This is a genomic window from Sphingomonas aurea, from assembly GCF_030678875.1.
Lineage (GTDB): Bacteria > Pseudomonadota > Alphaproteobacteria > Sphingomonadales > Sphingomonadaceae > Sphingomonas > Sphingomonas aurea.
On record NZ_JAUUDS010000002.1, the window covers coordinates 273,476 to 294,352 of the forward strand.

General features: G+C 63.1%; 17 protein-coding genes and 2 pseudogenes. 7 read left to right on the top strand and 12 right to left on the bottom strand.

Annotated elements, in window-relative coordinates:
• Positions 1-7 precede the first annotated feature (7 nt).
• Together Q5H91_RS07300 and Q5H91_RS16550 are read left to right on the top strand one after the other, a co-directional pair.
• Positions 8-1,723, top strand: coding sequence for a FecR domain-containing protein (locus tag Q5H91_RS07300; RefSeq protein WP_305172689.1), 1,716 nt, complete (start codon positions 8-10; stop codon positions 1,721-1,723).
• A gap of 4 nt (positions 1,724-1,727) precedes the next feature.
• The gene (locus Q5H91_RS16550; protein WP_370655241.1) at positions 1,728-2,045 is read left to right on the top strand and encodes a PilZ domain-containing protein; all 318 of its coding nucleotides are present in this window, start codon (positions 1,728-1,730) and stop codon (positions 2,043-2,045) included.
• Between the two features lie 70 nt (positions 2,046-2,115).
• Here the strand turns inward: Q5H91_RS16550 and Q5H91_RS07305 are convergent.
• From Q5H91_RS07305 to Q5H91_RS07320, 4 genes and pseudogenes are all read right to left on the bottom strand, one after another.
• Positions 2,116-2,499, bottom strand: a pseudogene (locus Q5H91_RS07305) (IS6 family transposase); the annotation flags it as partial.
• A gap of 7 nt (positions 2,500-2,506) precedes the next feature.
• Positions 2,507-2,956 carry an FCD domain-containing protein gene (locus Q5H91_RS07310; protein ID WP_305172847.1) on the bottom strand — a complete coding sequence of 150 codons (450 nt, stop codon included), beginning with the start codon at positions 2,954-2,956 and terminating at the stop codon, positions 2,507-2,509.
• Between the two features lie 33 nt (positions 2,957-2,989).
• A pseudogene (locus Q5H91_RS07315) lies at positions 2,990-3,178 on the bottom strand (GntR family transcriptional regulator); the annotation flags it as partial.
• A gap of 459 nt (positions 3,179-3,637) precedes the next feature.
• Positions 3,638-6,451, bottom strand: a complete 2,814-nt coding sequence (locus tag Q5H91_RS07320; RefSeq protein WP_305172692.1) for a TonB-dependent receptor — start codon at positions 6,449-6,451, stop codon at positions 3,638-3,640.
• A 703-nt stretch (positions 6,452-7,154) separates the two neighbouring features.
• On the opposite strand from Q5H91_RS07320, the gene Q5H91_RS07325 reads away from it, so the two are divergent.
• On the top strand, positions 7,155-7,604 hold the full coding sequence (locus tag Q5H91_RS07325; protein ID WP_305172694.1) for a DUF3617 domain-containing protein: 450 nt from the start codon (positions 7,155-7,157) through the stop codon (positions 7,602-7,604).
• Positions 7,605-7,899: 295 nt separating this feature from the next.
• Here the strand turns inward: Q5H91_RS07325 and Q5H91_RS07330 are convergent, their stop codons facing one another.
• The gene (locus Q5H91_RS07330; protein ID WP_305172696.1) at positions 7,900-8,436 is read right to left on the bottom strand and encodes a helix-turn-helix domain-containing protein; all 537 of its coding nucleotides are present in this window, start codon (positions 8,434-8,436) and stop codon (positions 7,900-7,902) included.
• 392 nt (positions 8,437-8,828) lie between these two features.
• Between Q5H91_RS07330 and Q5H91_RS07335 the strand changes: the two genes are divergently transcribed.
• The 3 genes from Q5H91_RS07335 to Q5H91_RS07345 all read left to right on the top strand — a co-directional run bounded on the left by Q5H91_RS07335 (position 8,829) and on the right by Q5H91_RS07345 (position 10,139).
• Positions 8,829-8,978: a hypothetical protein gene (locus tag Q5H91_RS07335; RefSeq protein ID WP_305172698.1), complete on the top strand. Its 150-nt coding sequence runs from the start codon at positions 8,829-8,831 to the stop codon at positions 8,976-8,978.
• A gap of 217 nt (positions 8,979-9,195) precedes the next feature.
• Positions 9,196-9,609 carry a response regulator gene (locus Q5H91_RS07340; protein ID WP_305172700.1) on the top strand — a complete coding sequence of 138 codons (414 nt, stop codon included), beginning with the start codon at positions 9,196-9,198 and terminating at the stop codon, positions 9,607-9,609.
• Positions 9,610-9,872: 263 nt separating this feature from the next.
• Positions 9,873-10,139, top strand: a complete 267-nt coding sequence (locus tag Q5H91_RS07345) for a hypothetical protein (RefSeq protein WP_305172702.1) — start codon at positions 9,873-9,875, stop codon at positions 10,137-10,139.
• Positions 10,140-10,269: 130 nt separating this feature from the next.
• Here Q5H91_RS07345 and Q5H91_RS07350 read toward each other — a convergent pair whose 3' ends face one another.
• The 6 genes from Q5H91_RS07350 to dinB all read right to left on the bottom strand — a co-directional run bounded on the left by Q5H91_RS07350 (position 10,270) and on the right by dinB (position 19,247).
• A complete protein-coding gene (locus tag Q5H91_RS07350) occupies positions 10,270-10,986 on the bottom strand; it encodes an IS6 family transposase (RefSeq protein WP_305172704.1) in 717 nt (238 codons plus the stop codon).
• Between the two features lie 9 nt (positions 10,987-10,995).
• Positions 10,996-14,664, bottom strand: coding sequence for a family 43 glycosylhydrolase (locus tag Q5H91_RS07355; RefSeq protein WP_305172706.1), 3,669 nt, complete (start codon positions 14,662-14,664; stop codon positions 10,996-10,998).
• The gene (locus tag Q5H91_RS07360) at positions 14,664-17,036 is read right to left on the bottom strand and encodes a glycoside hydrolase family 31 protein (RefSeq protein WP_305172708.1); all 2,373 of its coding nucleotides are present in this window, start codon (positions 17,034-17,036) and stop codon (positions 14,664-14,666) included. Before Q5H91_RS07360 ends, Q5H91_RS07355 begins: the two co-directional genes overlap by 1 nt.
• 116 nt (positions 17,037-17,152) lie before the next feature.
• Positions 17,153-17,608 carry an exonuclease domain-containing protein gene (locus Q5H91_RS07365; RefSeq protein ID WP_305172710.1) on the bottom strand — a complete coding sequence of 152 codons (456 nt, stop codon included), beginning with the start codon at positions 17,606-17,608 and terminating at the stop codon, positions 17,153-17,155.
• A complete protein-coding gene (locus tag Q5H91_RS07370) occupies positions 17,605-18,168 on the bottom strand; it encodes an alpha-ketoglutarate-dependent dioxygenase AlkB (protein WP_305172712.1) in 564 nt (187 codons plus the stop codon). Before Q5H91_RS07370 ends, Q5H91_RS07365 begins: the two co-directional genes overlap by 4 nt.
• Positions 18,165-19,247 carry a DNA polymerase IV gene (gene dinB / locus Q5H91_RS07375; RefSeq protein WP_305172714.1) on the bottom strand — a complete coding sequence of 361 codons (1,083 nt, stop codon included), beginning with the start codon at positions 19,245-19,247 and terminating at the stop codon, positions 18,165-18,167. Before dinB ends, Q5H91_RS07370 begins: the two co-directional genes overlap by 4 nt.
• 89 nt (positions 19,248-19,336) lie before the next feature.
• Here dinB and Q5H91_RS07380 point away from each other — a divergent pair, with 89 nt between their 5' ends.
• Positions 19,337-19,663: a DUF427 domain-containing protein gene (locus tag Q5H91_RS07380; protein ID WP_502619619.1), complete on the top strand. Its 327-nt coding sequence runs from the start codon at positions 19,337-19,339 to the stop codon at positions 19,661-19,663.
• A gap of 27 nt (positions 19,664-19,690) precedes the next feature.
• Here Q5H91_RS07380 and Q5H91_RS07385 read toward each other — a convergent pair whose 3' ends face one another.
• A complete protein-coding gene (locus tag Q5H91_RS07385; RefSeq protein WP_305172718.1) occupies positions 19,691-20,317 on the bottom strand; it encodes an SOS response-associated peptidase family protein in 627 nt (208 codons plus the stop codon).
• Positions 20,318-20,877 lie beyond the last annotated feature (560 nt).

Consider the following 20,877-nt stretch of genomic DNA (forward strand, 5'->3'; position numbering starts at 1 on the left):
GCGTGGGGTGGCGACGATCGCCATGCGTGAAAAAGGGATTCCAATGGTGAAGCATATGCTAGCTGCGCTGGCGGCAAGTTGCTCGACCATGGCGCTGGCACAGGATCGAGTTTGGACGGTCAGCGAGGCTAGCGGCCCGGTCCGTGTCGCTCATGCTGGGATCACCAAGGTTGCGATGCGTGGCACGGCCATCGCAGCCGGCGATGTTGTCACGACGGGAGCAGGCGGCCGTGCAGTCCTGGTGCGTGGCACGGAGTTCATGATGGTCGCCCCGGCTTCGCAGCTTCGTCTCCCCACCGAGGCGCCAGCACGCGGCTTCACCCAAGTTATGCAGGACTTCGGCAACGTCGTCTTCATGATCAAGAAAAAGCTTACGCCGCACTTCGAGGTGAAGACGCCCTATCTCGCCGCGGTGGTAAAGGGCACGACCTTCTCGGTCGGGGTTACGCCGCAGGGAGCCTCTGTCCAGGTGCTGGAAGGCGCGGTCGACGTTGCAACCGGGGACGGTGGCGCCCATGATCTGCTCCGTCCTGGTGCCGTCGCTCTGGTCGGCGCGAGCAACATCTATCGGCTTCAGATCCAGGCGGACGGCGTCCGACGCACGATTGATTCGCCCGCCCGACCAACACCTGGCGATACTGCAGCGCCAGCGACCACATCCCCGCCAGGCACCGACGCTCCTGATGAGCCCGTGGAGGCTCCCGAAGCCCCCTCCCCCGCCGGTACCGCGGTTAGCGTCGTCGCAGGCGGCATCACGTCAGCCATCTATGAGTCACCCGTGTCGCTTGCGAAGGTCACCGACGGGCTCGTGTCCGGCAGCGTCGGCGGCGATGTCGCCGAGATCGCGTTGGCGACGAAGATCGCCGCAGAATCCGCGACCAGTGCAATCAAGGCTGTGCAGGTCGCGGAGGCGACAGCTGAAACCGCTGCTGAAGAACAGAGAGCCAGCGCCGCCGCCGCCAAACAGGCAGAGAGCGCTACAGCAGCCGCAGAGGCGAAGCGTGTCGCCGACCAGTCGAGCCAGGAGGCAGCCACCGCGGCGCAACGCGCAACCGAGGCTGCCGCTCAGGCTGCCGAAGAGCATGCACGCAGCGACGCCGCCAAGGCTGCCGCTGCAGCGCAGGCCGACGCAGCCGCCAAGGCCGCTGCCGACGCAGCCGCCGATGCTGCGCGCGCTGAAGCAGAAGCTGCTGCGAAGATGGCAGCACAGGCCAAAGCCGATGCCGATGCGGCGAATGCCGCGAGGCTGGCCGAGACCGCTGCCAAGGCTGCGGAAGAAGCGACTGCTGACGACGCGACCAAAGCCGCGGCGGCACAGGCAGCGAGAACGGCGGCGGACGCAGCAGCCGCTGCGATAAGAACTGCGGCTGAGGCGGTACAGGCCGCCGCCGATAAGGCCCAGAAGGAAGCTGCCAAGATCGCCTCCAACAAGGATGCCGAGAAGGCTGCCAAGGACGCGGCGAAAGCAGCCGAGGATGCAGCTAAAGCCACCAAGGACAAATCGGATAAGGATGCCGAAAAGGCGGCCAAGGAGGCAGCGAAGGATGCCGCCAAGACTGCCGCGGATCTTGCCAAGCAGCAGGAGGACGCAGCTAAGGCGGCTAAGAAACTTGCGGACGACGCGGCCAAGGAAGCAGCGAAGGTCGCCAAGGAGGCTGAAAAGCAGATCAACGATGCCGCCAAGGCGGCCGAAGAAGCGCTGAAGAAGCTGAAGGGTCCTTGAGCAAGTGCTGGACCTTCCAGCTCCCGCCAGCAACGGCGGCGTCGATCAGCGTAAAACGCGCAGGGTCAAGGTATTCGTACCAACCGAGCTCATCCTCAATGGCATTCCGGCCCGCGCCCACCTGCTGGATCTCTCTGCCTCAGGTGCGCGTATCCACACTCACTCTGCGGCTAAAGTCGGAGAACATGCCGTGCTTCGGCTAAACGATGAAGCTCACGAAGCGAGGATAATTTGGTCGAGAGGTGACCGCTTGGGCTTAAAGTTCAAACGTGAGCTGAACGCCAATCAAATCGCTCAGTCATTCGCGTCCCATCCACTGTAGCTCGATCATTACTGAAATCGCATGACAAGTGCGCTGTCAACCCACACCTGAACTACTGAATTACAGCACGCGCCGCCGCCTTGTCGCGGGTGTTGGTGACGTAGCTCTCCAGTACCTCTCCCTCTTGGTCGACCGCTCGCCACAGGTAGACCATCTCGCCGTTCAGCTTCATGTACATCTCGTCCAGGTGCCACCGCCAGTGCCGGAACCCACGCATCCGGCTCACCCGCTGGCGGCGGATGTCGCCGGCGAACAGCGAACCGAACCTGTTCCACCAGAGCCGCACTGTCTCATGGCAGATGTCGATCCCGCGCTCGAACAGCAGGCCCTCTACGTTCCGCAGGCTGAGCGGAAAGCGCACATACATCAGCACCACCAGTCGGATCACCTCGAGTGATGAGTTGAAGTAGCGGAACGGGGAGGCTGGTTTACGCCGGCGAGCATGCCCCGCCATCACCCAATTACCAGCTGGTACGTTTGGTTTGACGGAGCCGCTTTGACAGCTCAACTTGATGAACGAGGTCCTCTAACGTGATCCGAATATGATCAGAGAGAAGTTCAGACAGGCCTGCTTGATCCCGTGAGATAAAGGCATCAAGCAATGTGGCGTGCGTTTTGTAAGCTTGAATGCAGCGAGATTTCGGCTGCAAATACGCTACGACATAACGCGCGGACAGAGTATAAAGACGCTCGATGAGCTGCGTTGTAAAATCTCGATTGCCAGGCCTTACCATAGAAAGGTGAAAAAAACGATTGCAGATGGAGATGATAGAAATATCCTGGTCTACGGCGCTTTCCAGCCTATGGTATGCTTCAATTGCTGCAGTTTGATCGACCAACGTTGCTAGTCCAGCCGCATGCGCAGCAGCATTTGGTTCAAGCGCAAGGAGCAAGGCGTAAATCTCATTCATTTGATCCACAGACATGGACTGAACGAAGTATCCCCGGTTTGCTCGACCAACTACAAAGCCTTCCTGCTCCAGACGCGCGAGCGACTCTCGCAGAGTTAGGCGACTTACACCAAGTTTTGTAGCGAGCTCATCTTGTATTAATGGGGCATTACAAGGGAGAAACCCCGACGCTATCCAATCTCGCACGATCTCAAATGTACGGTTCGAAAGCGTACGAGTCACTTTAATCCTTCCAATAGCTTTTTGCTGCAGTGATCATACTAATTTGTGGCAACCAACGATCTTCTTGGGAAAACAGGGCGCTGTCAAACTTTGCTTATCGATGTTTTTAGCTCAGCCGCTGACGAGGGCTCCGTCAAACCAAATGCATTGGTGAGTAATCGGGTGATGGCCGCGTTGAGCGGGCAGGCATCGCCACCGCATGCCAGCCTCGCCGTTCCGCTAGTTAGACTCCTCACCCGAGGTGATCCGGCTGGCGCCTTTGAACTGACGGTGCTCCTTCGAGGAGTACGTCGGCAGGGCGGCGGGGATGATCGACGCAGGCGTGTTCGATACGGTGCGCGCCTAACTAGCTAGTGCATTAGATTAAGGAGCGCGGCGGTAACGTGATACTGGCAGGCACCGGATCGCAGGATCACAACGACCCTGCGTCCCGCTGCCCGCCGACCGCTCGAAAACGACCTAGAACCGGAAGCGCACACTTCCCTGCACCGTCCTCGCCAGCGTGCGCACGCCAAGCGGCAGCAGGTTCTGCTGACCGAAATAGCGGTACACGTCGTTGCCGAGCAAGTTGGTGCCCTCTATCGACAGGGTCATGAACTTGACCGGCGTGAAATTGACCGCTGCGTCCAGCCGGTACGTGTCGTCATTGTACCAGGAGTATTCGGGATTGTTAGTCCAGACGAACAGACGATACGACGAGCGATAGTTGAACGCCACGCGCGTGCTAAAAGTGGGCGTGTCGTAGAAGAGCGCGGCATTCGCCGTCCATTTCGACGTATCCGTCGAGTCGAACGCGCCGGGGAAATCTTCCGGATAGGGATATTCAATCCGCGCTTTGGCGATGTAGCTGCCGTTCAGGCTTACGCCGAAGTTGCGCCAAAACCCCGGCAGAATATCGAAGAAAGTCTGGGCGCTCGCCTCGACGCCGGCGAAGGTGCCGTCGCCGGCATTGCGCACCTGCTCGACGAACCCGCTCTGCCCCGGCAAGCCGTAACGAGCGAGATTATCGACGACCTCGCGGCTGTAGTAGAGGAAGCCCGTTGCCTTCTTGTAGTAACCGGCCAAGGTCAGCTGGCCGCCACGACCAAAATAATATTCGGCGCTGGCGTCGAACGCGTGTTCGCGCTGAGCCTTCAGATCCGGATTGCCTGCGAAGATGATCGGCGGCACCGCCCGCGTTTCGGCAAAGTAGAAAGGCCGCTGGTCGTAGAAGGCAGGCCGCTGAACATTGGTTGTGTAGCTTAATCGAAGCTGGAATTTAGGCGTGAAGTGAATCAGCGCGGTCGCGCTCGGCAGGATATCTTCGTAATTGACCTTGCCGGCACCGCTCTCAACGATGTCCTGAAAATTGTTACTGGCGTTGCCCGGCCGGAAATTGAAGCTGGAGACGTTGCCCCAGGTATTGGTGTAGCGGGCGCCCACCACGCCCTCGACCGGGAAGAACAGGTTAAAGTCGTAGTTGAGCTGCGCGTAATAGGAGAGACGATTTTCCACCGACTCAAAATTCTGCCCACGATCAGGCGGGATCGCTTCGGTCGAGAAGCGCGCGGCGTTGCCGGGATCATTGGCCTGGATGTAGGCGCGGATCGCCGGGCGGTTGGCGAAGACGACGTCTCCAGGGATGCGATACCATTGCAGCGCACCGGGTAGGTCCGGCCCGACCAGTTCCGCCTGGCTGCCGCCGGGGAATTGCGCCAGCGGCGTGAACTGACCGTTGATGCGCGGCAGGCCGTCGCGATAGCCATAGTCGCGGCGGTTGGTGCGCTGGTTGAAGCGAACGCCGGTTTGAATCGTGCGTAGCAGGCCAGTATCGCTTACGATGAGTGTCAGGTCAGTCTGGGTCGCGAATTCGCGATTGCGCTCGGCGTTGGTCAGATCCTGATACCGCTGTACGCCGTAGGTGTTGATATTAGACAGGTCGATGCCGTTAAATGTGATCGAGGGTACGGGTCGCGAGTAGGCGTCGGACGCGAAGTCCACCGTGGCCGAGGTCAGGCCATAGGGACGCGTCAGATGCTCGGCGATCACCGTGTCCACATTGCTCCAATTGTACTGGATGCTGGTGTTCAGCAGCGCGCGTTCGCTCCGCCAGTGCATCTCGAAATTGGTGGTGTACAGGTCCGATTTGGCGCGACTGTAGATCGAGTCGATGCCAGCCTGCAGCCCCTCCGGCGTGACCGAGTTTATCGGGACGGTGACGGTCAGCGACCGCACGGTCCGCCCGTCGGGCTGGAGCGTGATGTTGCTATAGCGTGATCCCGTCTCGCGGGTCAGCAGATAGAGCCGGTCGGACGTGTTGCGCGCGTCCGAGCCTAGATACTGGCCCTCGATCACGAAATCGAGATTGTCGTTGGCACGCCACTGCAACGCCGCGCTGATCGACGGACGGTCAACGCGTCCTTCCTCTAGTCCGTAATAGGCGCGGTACGGTATGACCGTATTCTCAAAACCGGCCGGCAGACCGGCGCGCGGGCTGTTCGGCTCAGCCGCGCTGCCGAAAGGCACGTCAGGCGACTCGCTCTCGATATAGTTTTCCTTGTAATTTGTTCGCGTCCATGACGCATTGACGAGGAATCCGACCTCGCCGATCCCGGTGTCGAAGCGCTTAGCGACCAGGAGGCTGCCATAGGGGCTGACCTTTTCGGCGATGTCGTCGTAAATGCCCTTGACGCTGCCGGCGATCGTCCAGCCCTTGGCCAGGTCGAGCGGCCGGCGCAGCTCGACATTGACTGTACCGGCGATGCTGCCCTCGACCTGGTCGGCGGTGCGGGTCTTGTAAACGTCGACCGACTTCAACAGCTCGGCCGGGATGTCCGCCAGGTTCAGCGAGCGGCCGACGCCCAGGCTGGTGTCGTTGCCATTAATCGTGGTCTGCACGCCAGAAAGACCGCGGATCGCGACGCTCTGCCCCTGCCCGCGCTCGCGCGTGATCTGCACACCGGTGATGCGCGACAGCGCCTCGGGCACATTGTTGTCGGGCAGCTTGCCGACATCCTCAGACACGACCGAGTCAACAATCTGCTTGGCTTTGCGCTTCTTGTTGGCCGCGGACGTAACCGAGCCACGGATGCCAATCACGAGGATGTCGGTCTTCGCCGAACCGTCCGGAGTGCCGGTCGGATCGACGACTTCGGTACGATCCTCGGCCGGATTGGCATCCTGCGTCGCCGCGGTGGCTCCGGTCTGTGCGAACGCTCCGATAGGCAGCAGCGAGATCGCAGCCACCATGGTTCCAAAACGCAGTATGTCACGCATTGTCATCTCCCCGCTCATCTATATTCCTTATATGGTATACTCAGACAAGCTCTGGTTGTTGTCAACTTATTCATAGGGCTAAGCTGCGCCCCTATAAGCAGAGCGCCGACGCTCGCGGACCAAATGACGGACAAACCCGGCGGTAAAGCGGGAGGTCAGTTCCGCTCGGCTTGTCTCTCGATCCGCATCAGCACGGCGGCGTGTCGTGGCACCCGACATTGCGCCGAGGCTGATAAAGCCTTGTGCGACCGCAGGTCGCGCATCGCCACGATCGTCCGCCGGCCTGCGGGTCGGGTAAGTGCTGTCAGTCTGACGCGACCCGCTCTCCACGATGCACGTCGGTCTTTGCGCACGCCAGCCTAGCTGGCGAGTACCACGACATCGTCCGCAGCACCCGCGACGACGCCACCTGCTACCGGGTCGCGGTTGCGGCATGAGCAAGCTCGCGCTGGAGGTCGCGGCCCTCGACCATCTGTCATCCGCCGCGCTCCATCATCTACCTGCCATGAGCGCTCTATGGCTTCCAAGATCGGGCTGGGTCCAACGACCGGCAGTTCAGGCCGACCTAGGTCGGTGAAACGGCTGGGCGGCAGATCGGTAAGTATTTCTACCTACTCGATCTGACCGTCTAGTTTAGTATCGTCACGACCAGTGCCCCGCACAAGCGACGTACGAGCAGCCCGCCCTTGCGCTCGCCCGGTACGAGGGCCACCCTTACGTCATGCACAAAGCCGTCCTGCTGGCAGCACTTGTCGCGCCTCCCACTGCCGGGCTGGGTCAGCCGCCTTCCCCTGAACGATGGGATGTCACCTCAACCGTGGTCAACCTGACGGTGCCGGGCGCACCCGACTTTCTCCTCCGCATGGCCCAGGGCAAGTCGCGAGCGGAGCACAAGTGCGTCCCGGCCGGCGGAGCCGTCGCTGCGCTCCTGGCCCCAGACCCGAAGGCGCAATGCCGTATCGACAAACAGCAGATCGCCGATGGCCGCTACATGCAGGCGCTGACCTGTCCGCAGAAGCGAGGTGCACCGATGCAGGTGAACCGGGCCGGCACCTACAATGCCAGCGGCTTTGTCGGCCGCGCCGAGATGACCGGACAGACGCCGAAGGGCGCAATGCATGTCGTCCTAGATCAACGCGCCGCGCGGGTCGCTGGCAAGTGCCGCAACTGACCGATTGGTTGCGGAGGTGATATCAAAGAAACGGGGCACACTGATCTGAGGCCCAGCTTCTACCCCCCATGCTTGCTGATGAGCAGGCAAACGGCAATCGATCTCAGAAGATACCGAGCAAAATGGCGACACTGCCAGCGCGTTCAGCATAGTTCAGCCGTCCAGGCTGCCTATCACCATGGCGCTGGACCGAGGCTTGCCACGTTGGCCTGACAGTGTCCGGGCGAGGCATGTCCCCGTCCTCCCAACCATCACCCGATTACCAGCTGTTGCATTTGGTTTTACGGAGCCCTCCTCAGTGCTGAGACACTGTCATCACCGTATCGGGTACTTCATAGACAGCTGCTAGCATAGCCTCGGTCCGAAGCAGCCCTTCCTGCGTCAGCTGAATTCCGCGCCCGGAGCTAAGGTCGTGTTGGACGAAACCTTTCTGCCGAAGCAGCGTGAGCCAACGCGTTGCCGTGGACGACGTCAGGCCAGCGAACTCGGCGGCTTCGACGAGTGAGAAATTACGCCCTTCAGCTTCCGCCAAGTACATACCTGTAAGGAGCGATCCTACAGGATCCGTACTCAAATCGTTACCAAACAGATTTGCGCGGGCTGCATGAACATGGCGGATGCGCAATGCTGCTTCCCATAAGCGCGCCGGCGGAAGTGGTCGCTCGTGTTCGCTCCAAAACAACGTGCTCACCAACCGATCCGGTTCGGAGAAACGCGTGACGAACAGGTTTGCCGCGACGCTGCTGCCATCCGGGCGAATATAGCGCTTCTGCAGCCGTACTGGCGCTGCACCGCATTCGAGCACTGCGAGCATGCGCTTGCTCCGCTCCATGTCCCTTGGATCAGTAAAGGCCCGGTACGACCGCCCAACGATGTCAGCTTCTTGGCGCTGCAGCAGTTCGCAGAAGCCCTGGTCACCGTTAAGGATGATACCTTCACGAGTTGATACACAATGAGCCGACGGCATAGGTTCTCTCCGCCTTAATACCTAGATAATATAGTACCGGATCGGCATCAAACAATGGCAGAATTACCCACCCGTTTGAAGGCGCGCTTTGACCGTGCGATCGTTGGGCCCACCGCCCGTGAGGATACGGCATTCAAGACCGAACGGTGTAATGACCGCTTTGTCATGCATTACGCTAGCATCAACACGGAACCTTTACCAAACTAAATCGATTGCTCTCTCAGCGAGTGCGGCTTTGATCCACAGAGATAACTCCCATGACAGATGAACTACCGTCAAAATTGGACCAAGCCGTCAAGTTGCTGGTTCAAGCCCTTGCACTTGCAGATGAAAATAATTGTCCACTTGTCGCAGCTCACATCGAGATGGCGATAGAAGCAGCGCGTGAGAAAAACGGCGAAGCTTAGGAACTTGTTCAATGATACTTGACGCGATAGTATACTGCTAGGCCAAAGTCAGCAAATGCAGGATATTACGCCAACGTTGGACCCACTTACTTCTCCGCCTCTACAATTTGAGAAAAATTGCCGTCAAGGACAGAGTACGCGGTTCTGGCCTAGGTTTGCGCCGCTATTCGGGTGAAAGCGATACAGAAGGTCATTGCCACTCCTGCCAAGATGCGTGATGATTGTCACGGATCAGGAGGCGCGCGTGAAAAAGGGAGCGCTATCGCTACTTCACGTTGAGCGAGATGCAGACCGCCGCCTTATCACGTCCGTAGCGCTGCAGCTTGATAACGAGATTCAGGTAATATCCTGCCCGAATATCACTGTTGCTGCTATCAAAATGCAGGCGTTCCGCCTCCAATTTGATGCTGTCATAATCGACTCTGTACCGACGACGTCGACAGAGGTAAGCGCCTTAGACAGGTTTCGCTATCACGCGCGCGCCACCGCATTACCATTGATCTTCTTAACGAGTAGGCTGATGCGCCACGAAGTTGCAGCTATGCGCGAATTGGGCTCCGTTGGCATCATAGGAAAGCCGTTCGATCCGTTGACATTGTCTATGCAGGTAAGGGAGCTCCTTTCCGCATAGGCCTTGATAGAAAATTGATGACACGCCGTTATGTTTTACATTTCGCCTCCCGCTTGAACGATGTCGAAGAGGGCTAGCGAAAAGCGCCAGGAGGCTCTGCATGGTTCGAGACGAGGGAAAGCTTCAGCTGTTGCATCGCAAACTGCAGCTGGCTCTAACGCAGCTCGATGAGCTCGATTGTCCGCTGGGATCGGCTCACCTCGCTTCCGCCATCAACGCCCTGGAACGCGAGAGTAGCGCGTCCGTGCTCGGAGCTTCTCGGCATGACGCGAGACATTACGCACTTGCTCTTCACCGTGAGGCTGGCGATCGAGCCGAAGAAATCGCTCGCCAGCAGCTTAGGCTTGCAGAAGGAGCAGCGCAGCAGTCATGGCTTGAGATTTTACAGCACCTACGGTCTATGCATTAAACCGGTATTGGCAAAGGAACTGCACCAGCCGGATCGGAGCACAATTCCATCTCGTTTGCCTGCTTTCAAGCAGGAAGGCGGCATCGAGCTTTGGATCAAGCCGATCCACTCCACTGCATAGATAGCCTGCGCAGCATGCTGGATACGCTGCGAAAAGTACGATAGCGGCCGGCTCAACAGCGTCGGTCCTGCTGTCAGTCTAAAGTGAACCGCTCTTCACAGCATGCACGGCGCTCCTTGAGACACGCAGCCTAGCTCACGAGGATCTGCCACTGCGGCAAGGCGGCAGAGCGTGGTTCCTTGTAGGTCTGGCGATCAGTGAGGTGGCGCTCCAGGCTGGAATGGTCGTGGAAGTAGGCATGGACAGAAGCGAACTTCTGTAAGCTGCTCATCTGCCTGAACCTCAGCATCGCCCGCTCTCGTCGTCGGAACGGCAGGTGTGAGTTCTCCACCCGGTTGTTCGCCCAGCGGCCGACCTCCTGCTTGTCGGCATTGCCGAGCTCGTTCATCGCGGCGCGGTAGCTGCGCAGACCATCGGTGGTGATGGCTTCTGGCGATCCATGCCTCTTCAGTGCCTTCCTCATGAAGGTGAGCGCGGCTGCCTTGTCCCGGGTCCTGATGACGTAGCTCTCCTGCACTTCTCGCTCATGGTCGACCGCTCGCCACAGGTAGACCATTTCGCCGATCAGCTTCATGTACATCTCGTCCAGGTGCCAGCGCCAGTGCCGAAAGTCTCGCAAGCGGCTCACCCGCTGGCGGCGGATGTCACCGGCGAATATCGGACCGATCCTGTGCCACCAGAGCCGCACCGCCTCATGGCAGATGTCGATCCCGCGCTCGAACAGCAGATCCTCCAAGTTACGCAAGCTGAGCGGGAAGCGCACGTACATCAGCACCACCAGTCGGATCACCTCAGGCGAAGAGTTAAAGTAGCGGAACTGGGAGGCTGGCTTGCGCGAGCGGGGCATGCCCCCGCCCTATCTAGCCCTCCTTGCCGGCAGGTGCATTTGGTTTGACGCAGCCCGTCTAACCGTTACCGCCATCGTGACTTTACGCTTCGCCAGCGCAACCTCCTCTTCGGCACGCATGTCGAGGAGCGGGCGCCCGTCCGCCGCCCAGTGGATGCGGCGCACCCGCGCGTCGCGGCCATCGCCGCCGACGCCGTTACCCCAGCTGTGATACACGTACAGCACGTTGCCGTCGGCATCGGTCGTAAAGGCGCCGTGCCCCGGGCCCTGCTCGTACCGGCGATAGTCGGTCACCCCGGCCGGCATCGGCTCGCTCTTTTGCAGCGGCGCGCCATATTTGTGCCAGCTGTCGATGTCGGTCAGGTCCGTCTGCGCATCCGCCCAGACGCCGCCAACGACGTATGTCGGGCTCACCCCGGATCCCGAATAGACCAGGTGGACGCGGCCGTCGTGGAACAGGGCGAAGGCACCCTCCGACAGATTCTCCTCGAACGACAGGTCGGGCGCGATGATCGGCCTCGGCTCGGAGGTCAGGCGGCTTGGCGCGGCGGGATCAACCTTCGCGATCCAGGTCAGCGGATCGCCCAGCGTACCCGTTGCCGGCAGGTAACGCTGCGACCACGTGTAATAGCCCTGCCCGCCGATCTCGAAATAGGACATGTCGAGACTGATGTTCTTCGGGAACGCCGCGCGGCCCAGCGGGCTGCCGTCCGCCTTGCGGATCGCGGCGGCTCTCGACCAGTCGGCGGGGTTGGCGGGATCGCCGCCTTCGCGCAGCTGGATCATGTGCGACTGGACCGTCGACCATGAGCCCTTTTCATTCGACTGGTCGTCGTTCGGGTTGAAGCAGGGGGCGAACAGGATGGTCAGCCGCCCGCCGATCTCGTGCAGCTCTGGCGCCCAGTAGCAGCCGGCGATGACCCGCCCCTCGACCGTCCGGTCCCGGCGAGTGCGGCGGTTGAGCAGGTCGACCTCACGGGCGCGGCCGCCATTGTCGTCGGCAAGCGCGTCGATGCTGTCGGCAACGCGAAGCGGCAGGTGGGCCGACCCGACATTGTCGTTGCCGTCATCGTCGGTGGCGATGAACAAATACCGGGTCCGTCCCGCATGGTCGTAGCGGAAGATGTCCGGATCGGCGCGGTTATAGGCGAAGATCTGCGGATAGTCCGGCAGGCGCACGGTGCCGTGGATTACGTAGGTGCCGCTGCGCGCCTTGCTGAGGCGACCGAGGTCGGCCGGGTTCCAGTCGACGCCGCGCGTCGCAATCGATCCGTCGGAATAGGTCAGGCGCACCCGGCTCGCCCGCACGGCGGCGATGTCGCCGGGCGCGATCGTGCGCGCGTCGACTGCGGCGGCGGTGTTGACGACGCGGCCGAAGCGCTGCTGCAAGGCGGTGGCGACCTCGTTGCTGACCGGCAGGCCGCTCGTCACGTTACCCGTCGCGACGCTGCCCATGCGCATCACGCCGACATTGCCGTCCGAAATGATGCGGGAGCGACGCCCGCCGTCGAGTGGATAATAGGGCGTCGCGACCCGCTCGGTGCGCGCCAGATCCGACACCGTGGTCCAGCGCGGGTTGCCCGTGCGATCCGTCCACGCAACGACGTAGCGCTTCGCCGCCGAGTCCCACACGGCAGATGGCACGGTGACACCTCCCTTCGTCCGCAGGTCCACCGTCCCCAGTTCAACGAAGTCGGCCGGCGATCCGGCCTTTGCCTTGAACACGATGACTGTATCCGCCAGCGAGGGGTCGGGCGCGCCTGACATCTGCACGCGCGTTCCGATCACGCCCAGGCTGCCGTCGGCAAAATAGAAGGGCGACGGATCGGCGACGCCGCGGAGTGACACCCGGTCGACCCCGGTATAGTCGCCGCTGGCGAACAGCACGCCATAGTCATCGTTCAGAGGACGCGGTGCCGCGCTGCCGTCACCCAGCGCCAAATGCACGCTGCGCGCGATCATCGGCTGGTTCGCGTCATGCGCGTCGGTCGGCGTTCGGGCGTAGGCCGTCAGCCGCTGGTTGCTCTGGCCGAGCACCTGGACAGTGAAGGTCTTGGCGATCGAGCCCCCCGCCGGCAGCGCGGCGGTGCCGGTCAGCCGCAGCGTCACCGGCCGGACGTTCGCGTTGATGACAAAGTCCCCTTCCAACCCGGCCCCGTCCGCCATCCAAAGGACGCGGGCGCCGGCCGGTGCTGGCAGCCGGGTGCCGGATGCCAGCACCGGCGGAACCACCCAGGCGTCGCCAACCTGCGCCGGATTGGCGCTGGCTAGCGGTGCGGCGGGCGCCGTGCCCCAGCGGGCAACAAGCGCGTCGCGCTCCTTCGCGGTGATCGACAGCACCGATCCGTGGCGGGGCGAGACGGGCAGCCGGAACTTCGCCGGATAGGTCCAGCGAATTTTGCCCTTCAGCGAGTTGGTCGCGAGCGGGATGTAGCCGACGCCGCCATAATTATCGACCCACAGGTAATAACGGAAACCGCTGACGTCGCCGGGATTGGCGATGAAGGCGCTCGGTCCCTCCACCTCGGGTGTGCCGGCGTCGCGCCCGATGCAGCTGGCGACCACCGTCCATTGCGGCGACGCACCCGGCGCACGGAGCACAGTCGTGCGCTGTCCGATGATGTCGGGAGAGGCGCAGCCCTGCGCCTGCGTGACCTTGGTGAAGCGGTAATAGTCGTCGCCGTCCTTCAAGACCGTCGCGTCGATCATTCCCTTGTCGCGGACCAGCCCGGGCACGTCCACGGACTTGAACCAGGGTTCGGGCTTGGTGAAGGTCCGGAAGTCGCGCGTGGTCGACATCAGGATCTGCGGCCCGTTGCCGTCGCCCATCTTGTGCGCGGCGTCGCGGTACAGGCTGGAGGTCCAGTAGACGACATAGGCCTGGATCGCCGGATCGTAGCTCGCCTCCGGTGCCCAGGTCATGCCCGCGTCGGGGGTGTTCACCCGGACGTGGCGCTGCTTGCCCCAGTGGACTAGATCGGTCGATCCCCAGATTTCCAAATGGGCGCTGCCATGGCTGGTCGCCTCGCCCCAGCCGCTCCGCCCGACCGACAGGTCGGTGGCGAGCAGGAAGAAGCGATCGCCCTCGGCAGAGCGCAGGACGAAGGGGTCGCGCAGGCCGCGCGTGCCGAAGGCGGACTCTAGGATCGGCTGCGCGCCGTTCAGTTCCTTCCACTGGAGCGCGTTGTTGCCGTCCGACACGGCAAAGCGCAGCTTCTCCCCCTCGACGCTGTCGCCGGTGAAATAGACGAAGAGATAGGCCTGCTTCTCCTCCCGCGCGGCCGCAGGCGCGGCGGCGACGGTCAGGGCGAGCGGCACGGTGACCGGCGCCGCGCCAGGCACGAGGACGGTCGCGGTCAGCCTCACCGCCTTGTCGGTCGCGCCTCGTGTGGCCGTGCCCTTGCGGATCAGGTCGCTGCCGACGTGCCGGTCGGTGTCGGAGAGCAGCGAGGGGTCGGACGAGCGCCAGCGGATCGCGGCGGCGCCCGCACCGGTATCCGCCAGCGTGACGCTGCCGCGGATCGGCGCTCTCCAGACGGGATCGGCCGCAATTGCCCGCGCGACGGCCTGAGCGCGCGCGGCGGCGGCGGGGCGGGCCGGGGCCGTGACCGTCATCGCCGGCGCGATCACCGCCAGCGGCAGCAGCCAGGCGAGTCGAGCTATGTCGGAACGCCGCATCACTTCGCCGCCCCCGCATCGTCCAGCGATACCGTGACCGCCCGCCCGGTGTAGCGGATCGTGCGCCCCCCGCCCGCGGCCAGCCCGGTGCCGTTGCCCGGCGCAACCGACACGATGCGGAAGGTGCGCGCCGTCGCCATCCCCGGATAGCGGCCCTGCCGCGCGCCGATCGTCAGCACGCCAGCCCTGTCGTCGAGCGTCAGTTCGATCGTCGCCCGCTCGCCCTTGCGCCAGCCCTGCCCGTCGCCCGCATCGTCGTAGAGGGTGAAGCGTCCGTCGGCGCCGCGATAGACGCGCAGCTCGGTCGGCAGCGCCACCGACTGCTCGGCATATTGCACCGCCTGCCCCATCGGCAGGATCGTGCCTGCCGCGACGTGGAGCGGAATCTGGCCGATCGGCGCGGCGACGGTAACTCGCCCACCGCCCGCCAGCCGGACACCGGTCCAGAAATCGTACCAGTCCGCTCCCGCCGGCAGATAGACCTGCCGCGCCGTCGCGCCCTTCTCGATCACCGGGCTGACCAGCAGCGAACGGCCGAACATATATTCGTCGCGCAAGTCACGCGCCTGCTCGTCGCCCGGGAAGATCATGCCCGCCGGGTACATGAAGGACGCACCGCGATCGGTAACCTGCCACGACAGCGCGTAGAAGAAGGGCAGCAACCGATAGCGCAGCGTCACCGCCTCGAGCAGCGGCCCGCGTGCTTCCTTCGGGAAGCTGTACAACTCCTTGCCGTCGCCGGTGCCGTGGATGCGGAACATCGGGTTGAACACCGCGAACTGCAGCCATCGGGTGAAGAGCTCCTGATAGCTGGGATCCTTTGGACTGCTGCCGAAGAACCCGCCGATATCGGCCGACCAGTACGGGATGCCAGTCATCGAGAAATTGACCCCAGCCGGGATCTGCGCACGCAAAACATCCCAGCGGCCGGCGACGTCGCCCGACCAGGTGATCGCGGCGTTGCGCTGCTGCCCGGCCCAAGCCGACCGAGTCAGGATGATTGGGCGCTTGGCGGCATAGTCCGCCAGCATCCCGTCATGCACCGCGCTGGTGTGGAGCAGCGGATAGGCGTTGTAGACCTCCGCGCCCGGCCCCATGGCGGTCTGCACGGCGCGCATCTCGCCCCAGAGGCCGCCCAGCTCCGCCTCGCTGCCGTCGAGCCAATAGCCGTCGAAGCCGAGCCGCCCGAGCCGGTCCGACACGTACCGCCAATAGGTCTTGCGCCCTGCCGCCGAGAAAGCGTCGTACCAGCGCCCCTCGCCCGCAGGGTACACGTTGGGATAGACCTTCGGATAAAGCCCACCGACCGCCTCGAGCGCCTTGGCCGTGTCCAGCCCCAGGTCGAAGCGCGGCCAGATCGACACGATGCTGTGCAGCTTCTGCGCGTGCAGCGTGTCGAGCATCGCTCTGGGATCGGGGAAGCGCGCCGGGTCCATTAGGTGGCTGCCCCACTCGCCCGGCTTCCAATATTGCCAGTCCTGCACCACCGCATCGAGGGGGATGTTCAGTGCGCGATACCGCGCGGCGACGCCTAGCAGCTCGGCCTGCGACTGGTAACGCTCCTTCGACTGCCACAACCCCCAGGTCCAGCGCGCCATCAGCGGCGCCTGCCCTGTCAGCATGCGATAGGCGCCGATCACGTCATCGACGTCAGGGCCGCCGAACAGGAAATAGTCGATGTTCTTTCCCGCCTGCGACCGGAACACCAGCCGATCGGTCGCCTGCGGCACCGCGACCGCGATCTCCGTCACCGCTGGGTTGTTCCAAAACAGTCCGTACCCCGAGCTGGACACCATTACCGGCACGCCGACATCGGTATTGGCCTGCTGAAGCCGCACGGTGGTGCCGCGATAGTCGAGCAGCCCCGCCTGATGCTGGCCCAGACCATAAATCGCCTGCCCGCCACCGATATCGAAGCGTTGCTGCACGCTGCCGTCCGGGTCCACCACCTCGCCAAGCCGGCGACTGCCGGGATCGGTCTCGCTGATCAGCGCCTTGCCATCCGCGCCGAGCAGCGCCAGCCGACCGTCCGCCTTGGCTAGCGCGACCCGCATCGCCGGCGTGGCGATCACGAAGCGGTCGGGCTCCTCAGTCATCGTCCACGCGGTGCTTTGCGGCCCGCCGAGCACCGCCGGGCCGTTGCCGATCTGCTCCGCCACTTTGGACACGGTCACCCTGATCGCGCGGTTGCCCCAAGGGGTGACCTGCATGACGCCCTCCGGGATGCGGAAGCGGGCGCCGGCAGCGCTCTTCTCCTCCAACACGGTCTTGGCTGCCGGCGCCGAGGTGGTCGCTTCCCATGGCGCCTGCGCCCGCACCGGAGTTGCGGCGATAATTGCCGCGATCGCGGTCGCGCCGATCCAACGTTGCATCCTATCTCCCCCGGACTTTACTGCCGATCTGAGCTTAGATTATGTCGGACTAATTGGGAGGGTCAATCCAGATGGAGACGAGATGTTTGATCTGACAGTTCACGGATCCTGTCAGTCTAATTCGTCAGCACGTTAAGCCGGTGGCTCGGCAGATCGGGCCCAGCCCTCTTGGCCACGCGGACGCTATTTAGCCACGTCGCCGCAATCGGACCGCGCCGATGTAGCAGATGGAAGGCGGCTAGCGCGCCCTTGTCAAACACCGAAAGGGAGACGGTGACCCGTCCAGACAGATGGCTCAGAATGATCGCGTGCGTATCGGCGGGTGTTGGTGCACCAGCGGCATGGTCGGCGGCGATGCCGTGGATACGCGTATTGAACGACGAGAAGCGCTCGCATGGGTCGAGCAACGTCTCATAGGCGAAGGTCTCTCGACCGTCCTTAAATCCGACGATCCCAATCTGGCAGATGCTGCTTACCCGCGAGCAGGACGTCTCGACATCGACGACGACGAAGTCGGGGACATCCAAACCACTGGACTGCTCCGCCTCAGGTCTGCCCGTCGCGCCAGTCATCGCGCTTCCGCTAGGCTGCGGAAGGTGATCGACCACCGCGTTCGTTCGATCGATGCGATGCTGTGCTCCCATTCGTAGCGTGCGGGGCCGCTCATGTGATAGCCAGCACGCGGGTGGAGAGGCACCGACACGCGGTCGAACCCGTCACCGCGCCGGCGCCGGAAGCGCATGGTGGCGGGCTCGCCGAGCGACAGGCCGACGACATGGCCGTAGATCGGCCGGTCACGATGCCAGCCGATCCCCGCGCCCGGATCGTAGCGGATCAGCAGCGCCTGGATCAGCGCTGCCGGTGCCAGCCCGGTGAATTTGGCTGCGCGATCGCGAATAGGGAGCAGCCAGTCGGGCATCGGCGGCGCGTCCTTGGGTCGGCCCACGTCGAAGTCGTAGCTCCAGCCAAACGAGGTCGTCAGCCTCTTGCCTGTCCAGCCCTGGAACCGGAACGGCGCCAGATCGGTGGCATCGATTCGTTCGATCAGCAGGCGCTCCTCCTCCGCGCTGATCAGCGACGCTTGCTGGGCGAGACCTGGCAGCAGCGGCGCGTCGAACAGGTCGAGCATCATGCCGCCGCTTCGACGAAGATCGGCAGTTCGTTGGCGAATTCGGCCTTCACCTCGGCGAAGTTGGAGACGGTCACGCCGACCAGCCGGATACCCATTTGCGTCGGCAGCACCGAGCGGATCAGCGCCAGGGCGGCGCCGTGCAACCCATCCCGGCTGGCGACCGCCACAGGCTGACTGCGGCGCCGAGTGATCTGGTGGAAATCGGCATATTTCACCTTCACCGTCACCGTCCGGCCGAACGCCTGGCGGCTCTCGCACCACGACCACACGTCATCCGCCATCCTGAGCACGCCCGCCTCGATCTCCGCCGCCTCCGTCAGGTCGCGGTCGAAAGTCGTCTCCGATCCGGAGGACTTGCGCACCCGGTTCGGATTGACCGGGCGATCGTCCTCGCCGCGCGCAATGGCATAATACCATTCGGCGGCGCTGCCGAAATGCTGCTGCAGGAACGCGAGCGACTTGGCCTTAAGGTCGGCGCCCGTCTCGATCCCCAACCGCTTCATCTTCTCCGCCGTCACCGGCCCGACCCCATGGAAGCGGTTGACCGGCAGCGTCTCGATCCAGGCGGCCCCTATCTCCGGCGTCACCGCGAATTGGCCATTGGGCTTGCGATGATCGGAGGCGAGCTTGGCGAGGAACTTGTTGTACGAGACACCTGCTGACGCGGTCAGCCCGGTTTCAGCCAGGATTTCGGCGCGGATCGCCTTGGCGGTCAACCAGGCGGTGTCCAGCCCGCGCTTGTTCGCGGTGACGTCTAGATAGGCCTCGTCGAGCGACAGTGGCTGGATCAGGTCGGTGTAGCGCGCAAACACCTCGTGGATCTGGCGCGACACGTCGCGATACACCTCAAAGCGCGGCGGCACGAAGACGAGGTCGGGGCAGCGCCGCAGCGCGGTGACCGATGGCAGCGCGGAGCGGACGCCGAACGCCCTGGCCTCGTAGCTCGCCGCGGCGACGACACCGCGCGCGGCAGCGTGGCCGACGGCGACCGGCTTGCCGCGCAGCGACGGATCGTCGCGCTGCTCCACCGACGCGAAGAAAGCGTCCATGTCGACGTGGATGATCTTGCGCACCGCCATGGCACCCTTTTACCGCAGGCGGAACGGATTGGGAACATCCTGTTGGACGCGCCGGGAAATGTACCAATGAGCGTCACACCGGCTTGACCATGCCGCCGCCCCGCCCAACGTTTACCGTGCAAAGGAGACGCAGGATGGTCGAGGCACGTTGGAACGGCGCGGTGATCGCCAGGAGCGACGATACCGTGGTGGTCGAAGGCAACCACTATTTCCCCGTAGACTCGGTCGACCAGTCGGTCCTCCGGCCGAGTGCAACCACGTCGACCTGCCCGTGGAAGGGCACAGCGCATTACTACAGCCTCGACGTCGATGGTGTCGAGAATGGCGACGCAGCCTGGTACTATCCCGATCCGAAGCCCGAGGCGGAGGCGGTCCGGAACCGGGTCGCTTTCTGGAAAGGCGTGACGGTCAGCTGAGCGTCCCGGGCCGATCCACCGCTCCGTTCAGCTTACCCCCATAAGCTGGGATGGGTATGCCGTCAGCAGCCCCACTGCCTCCTCGACGGGCGCGGTGAGCCAGCGGTCCTGATCCTCGGCCATCAGGATGACGGGCATCGCCTTGGGATGCTTCGGCGCGACCAGCGGATTGGGCTCGGTCGTGCAGAAGGCATAGACGCGGTCGTGGTCCTGGTCGAACTTCCAAAGGCCAGCGAAGCAAGGCGTCGCTTGGTCCTGGACGGTGAACCACCAGTTGGTGTCGCCGGGTGCCTGCCGGTCGGCGGCGGCCTTGGGTTCGGCAAAGCGAGTAAAGGGCACGAGGCAGCGATGCTCGGCCTTCAGCAGCCACGGCTTCCACATGTTACTTTGCATATTTCGGGCGTTGGTCCACCAGTCGTAGAGGAAGGGCAGTTCGCCCTCCCGCGCCGGTCGCTTGCGGGGTTTGCGGGTGGGAAAACCCCAACGCATCGTGCTTAGCACACGCTGTTTCCCCTCCTGCCGCACGACGAAGCCGGGCTTGCCGGGGGCGGCGTAATCCTTCTCGACCGCCAGGGAGTTGGCCGAGTCCTCGGCGGCGGCCATCGCGTCGAAGTAGCCGCGCGGATCAACCTTCAGGCTGTAAAGATTGCACATCTCGCCGTTCGATCACGAGCGATAGCGCGAGACAAGCCTCTTCCAGGTCGCAGCGTCGGGATAGGGCAGCGGTTCGCCTGTCGGCGGCTCCCGACCCGCGGTGATCTGCGGTCGTGTCTTCAGCCCGTCACGGATCCGGCAGGGGGAGCAATGCAGCCGATCACACACCGCTGACAGCGTGTCCTCCCAACCACGCCGATGGAACAGCCACCACAACGAAACGGCGTCAAGGACGCGGATGTGGCCGCATTCAGGACAGGTAAGCCGCAGCGTCCGCTTGTGTAACGCGCACTGCTCGAGCGTCCGCAGACGGCGGCCGACATGATCATATTCGCTGCTGGACGAGGCGTGGCGCGTGCTGGCGGCCGGAGCTTCCGGGGCAGTTCGGTTCATCGATTTGGCTCCGCAATGCCTTGACGCTTCATCAAGAAGTACGGAACATAAAGCGAACACGTGAGTCGCTGCAATGATGTCCGCTGCCCTTCGCCGCCAAGAAGCCGAGGCCCTCCTACGAGAGTGCAGCGATGGTGCGCGTGCGGACGAGACGGCCATCTTGCCCT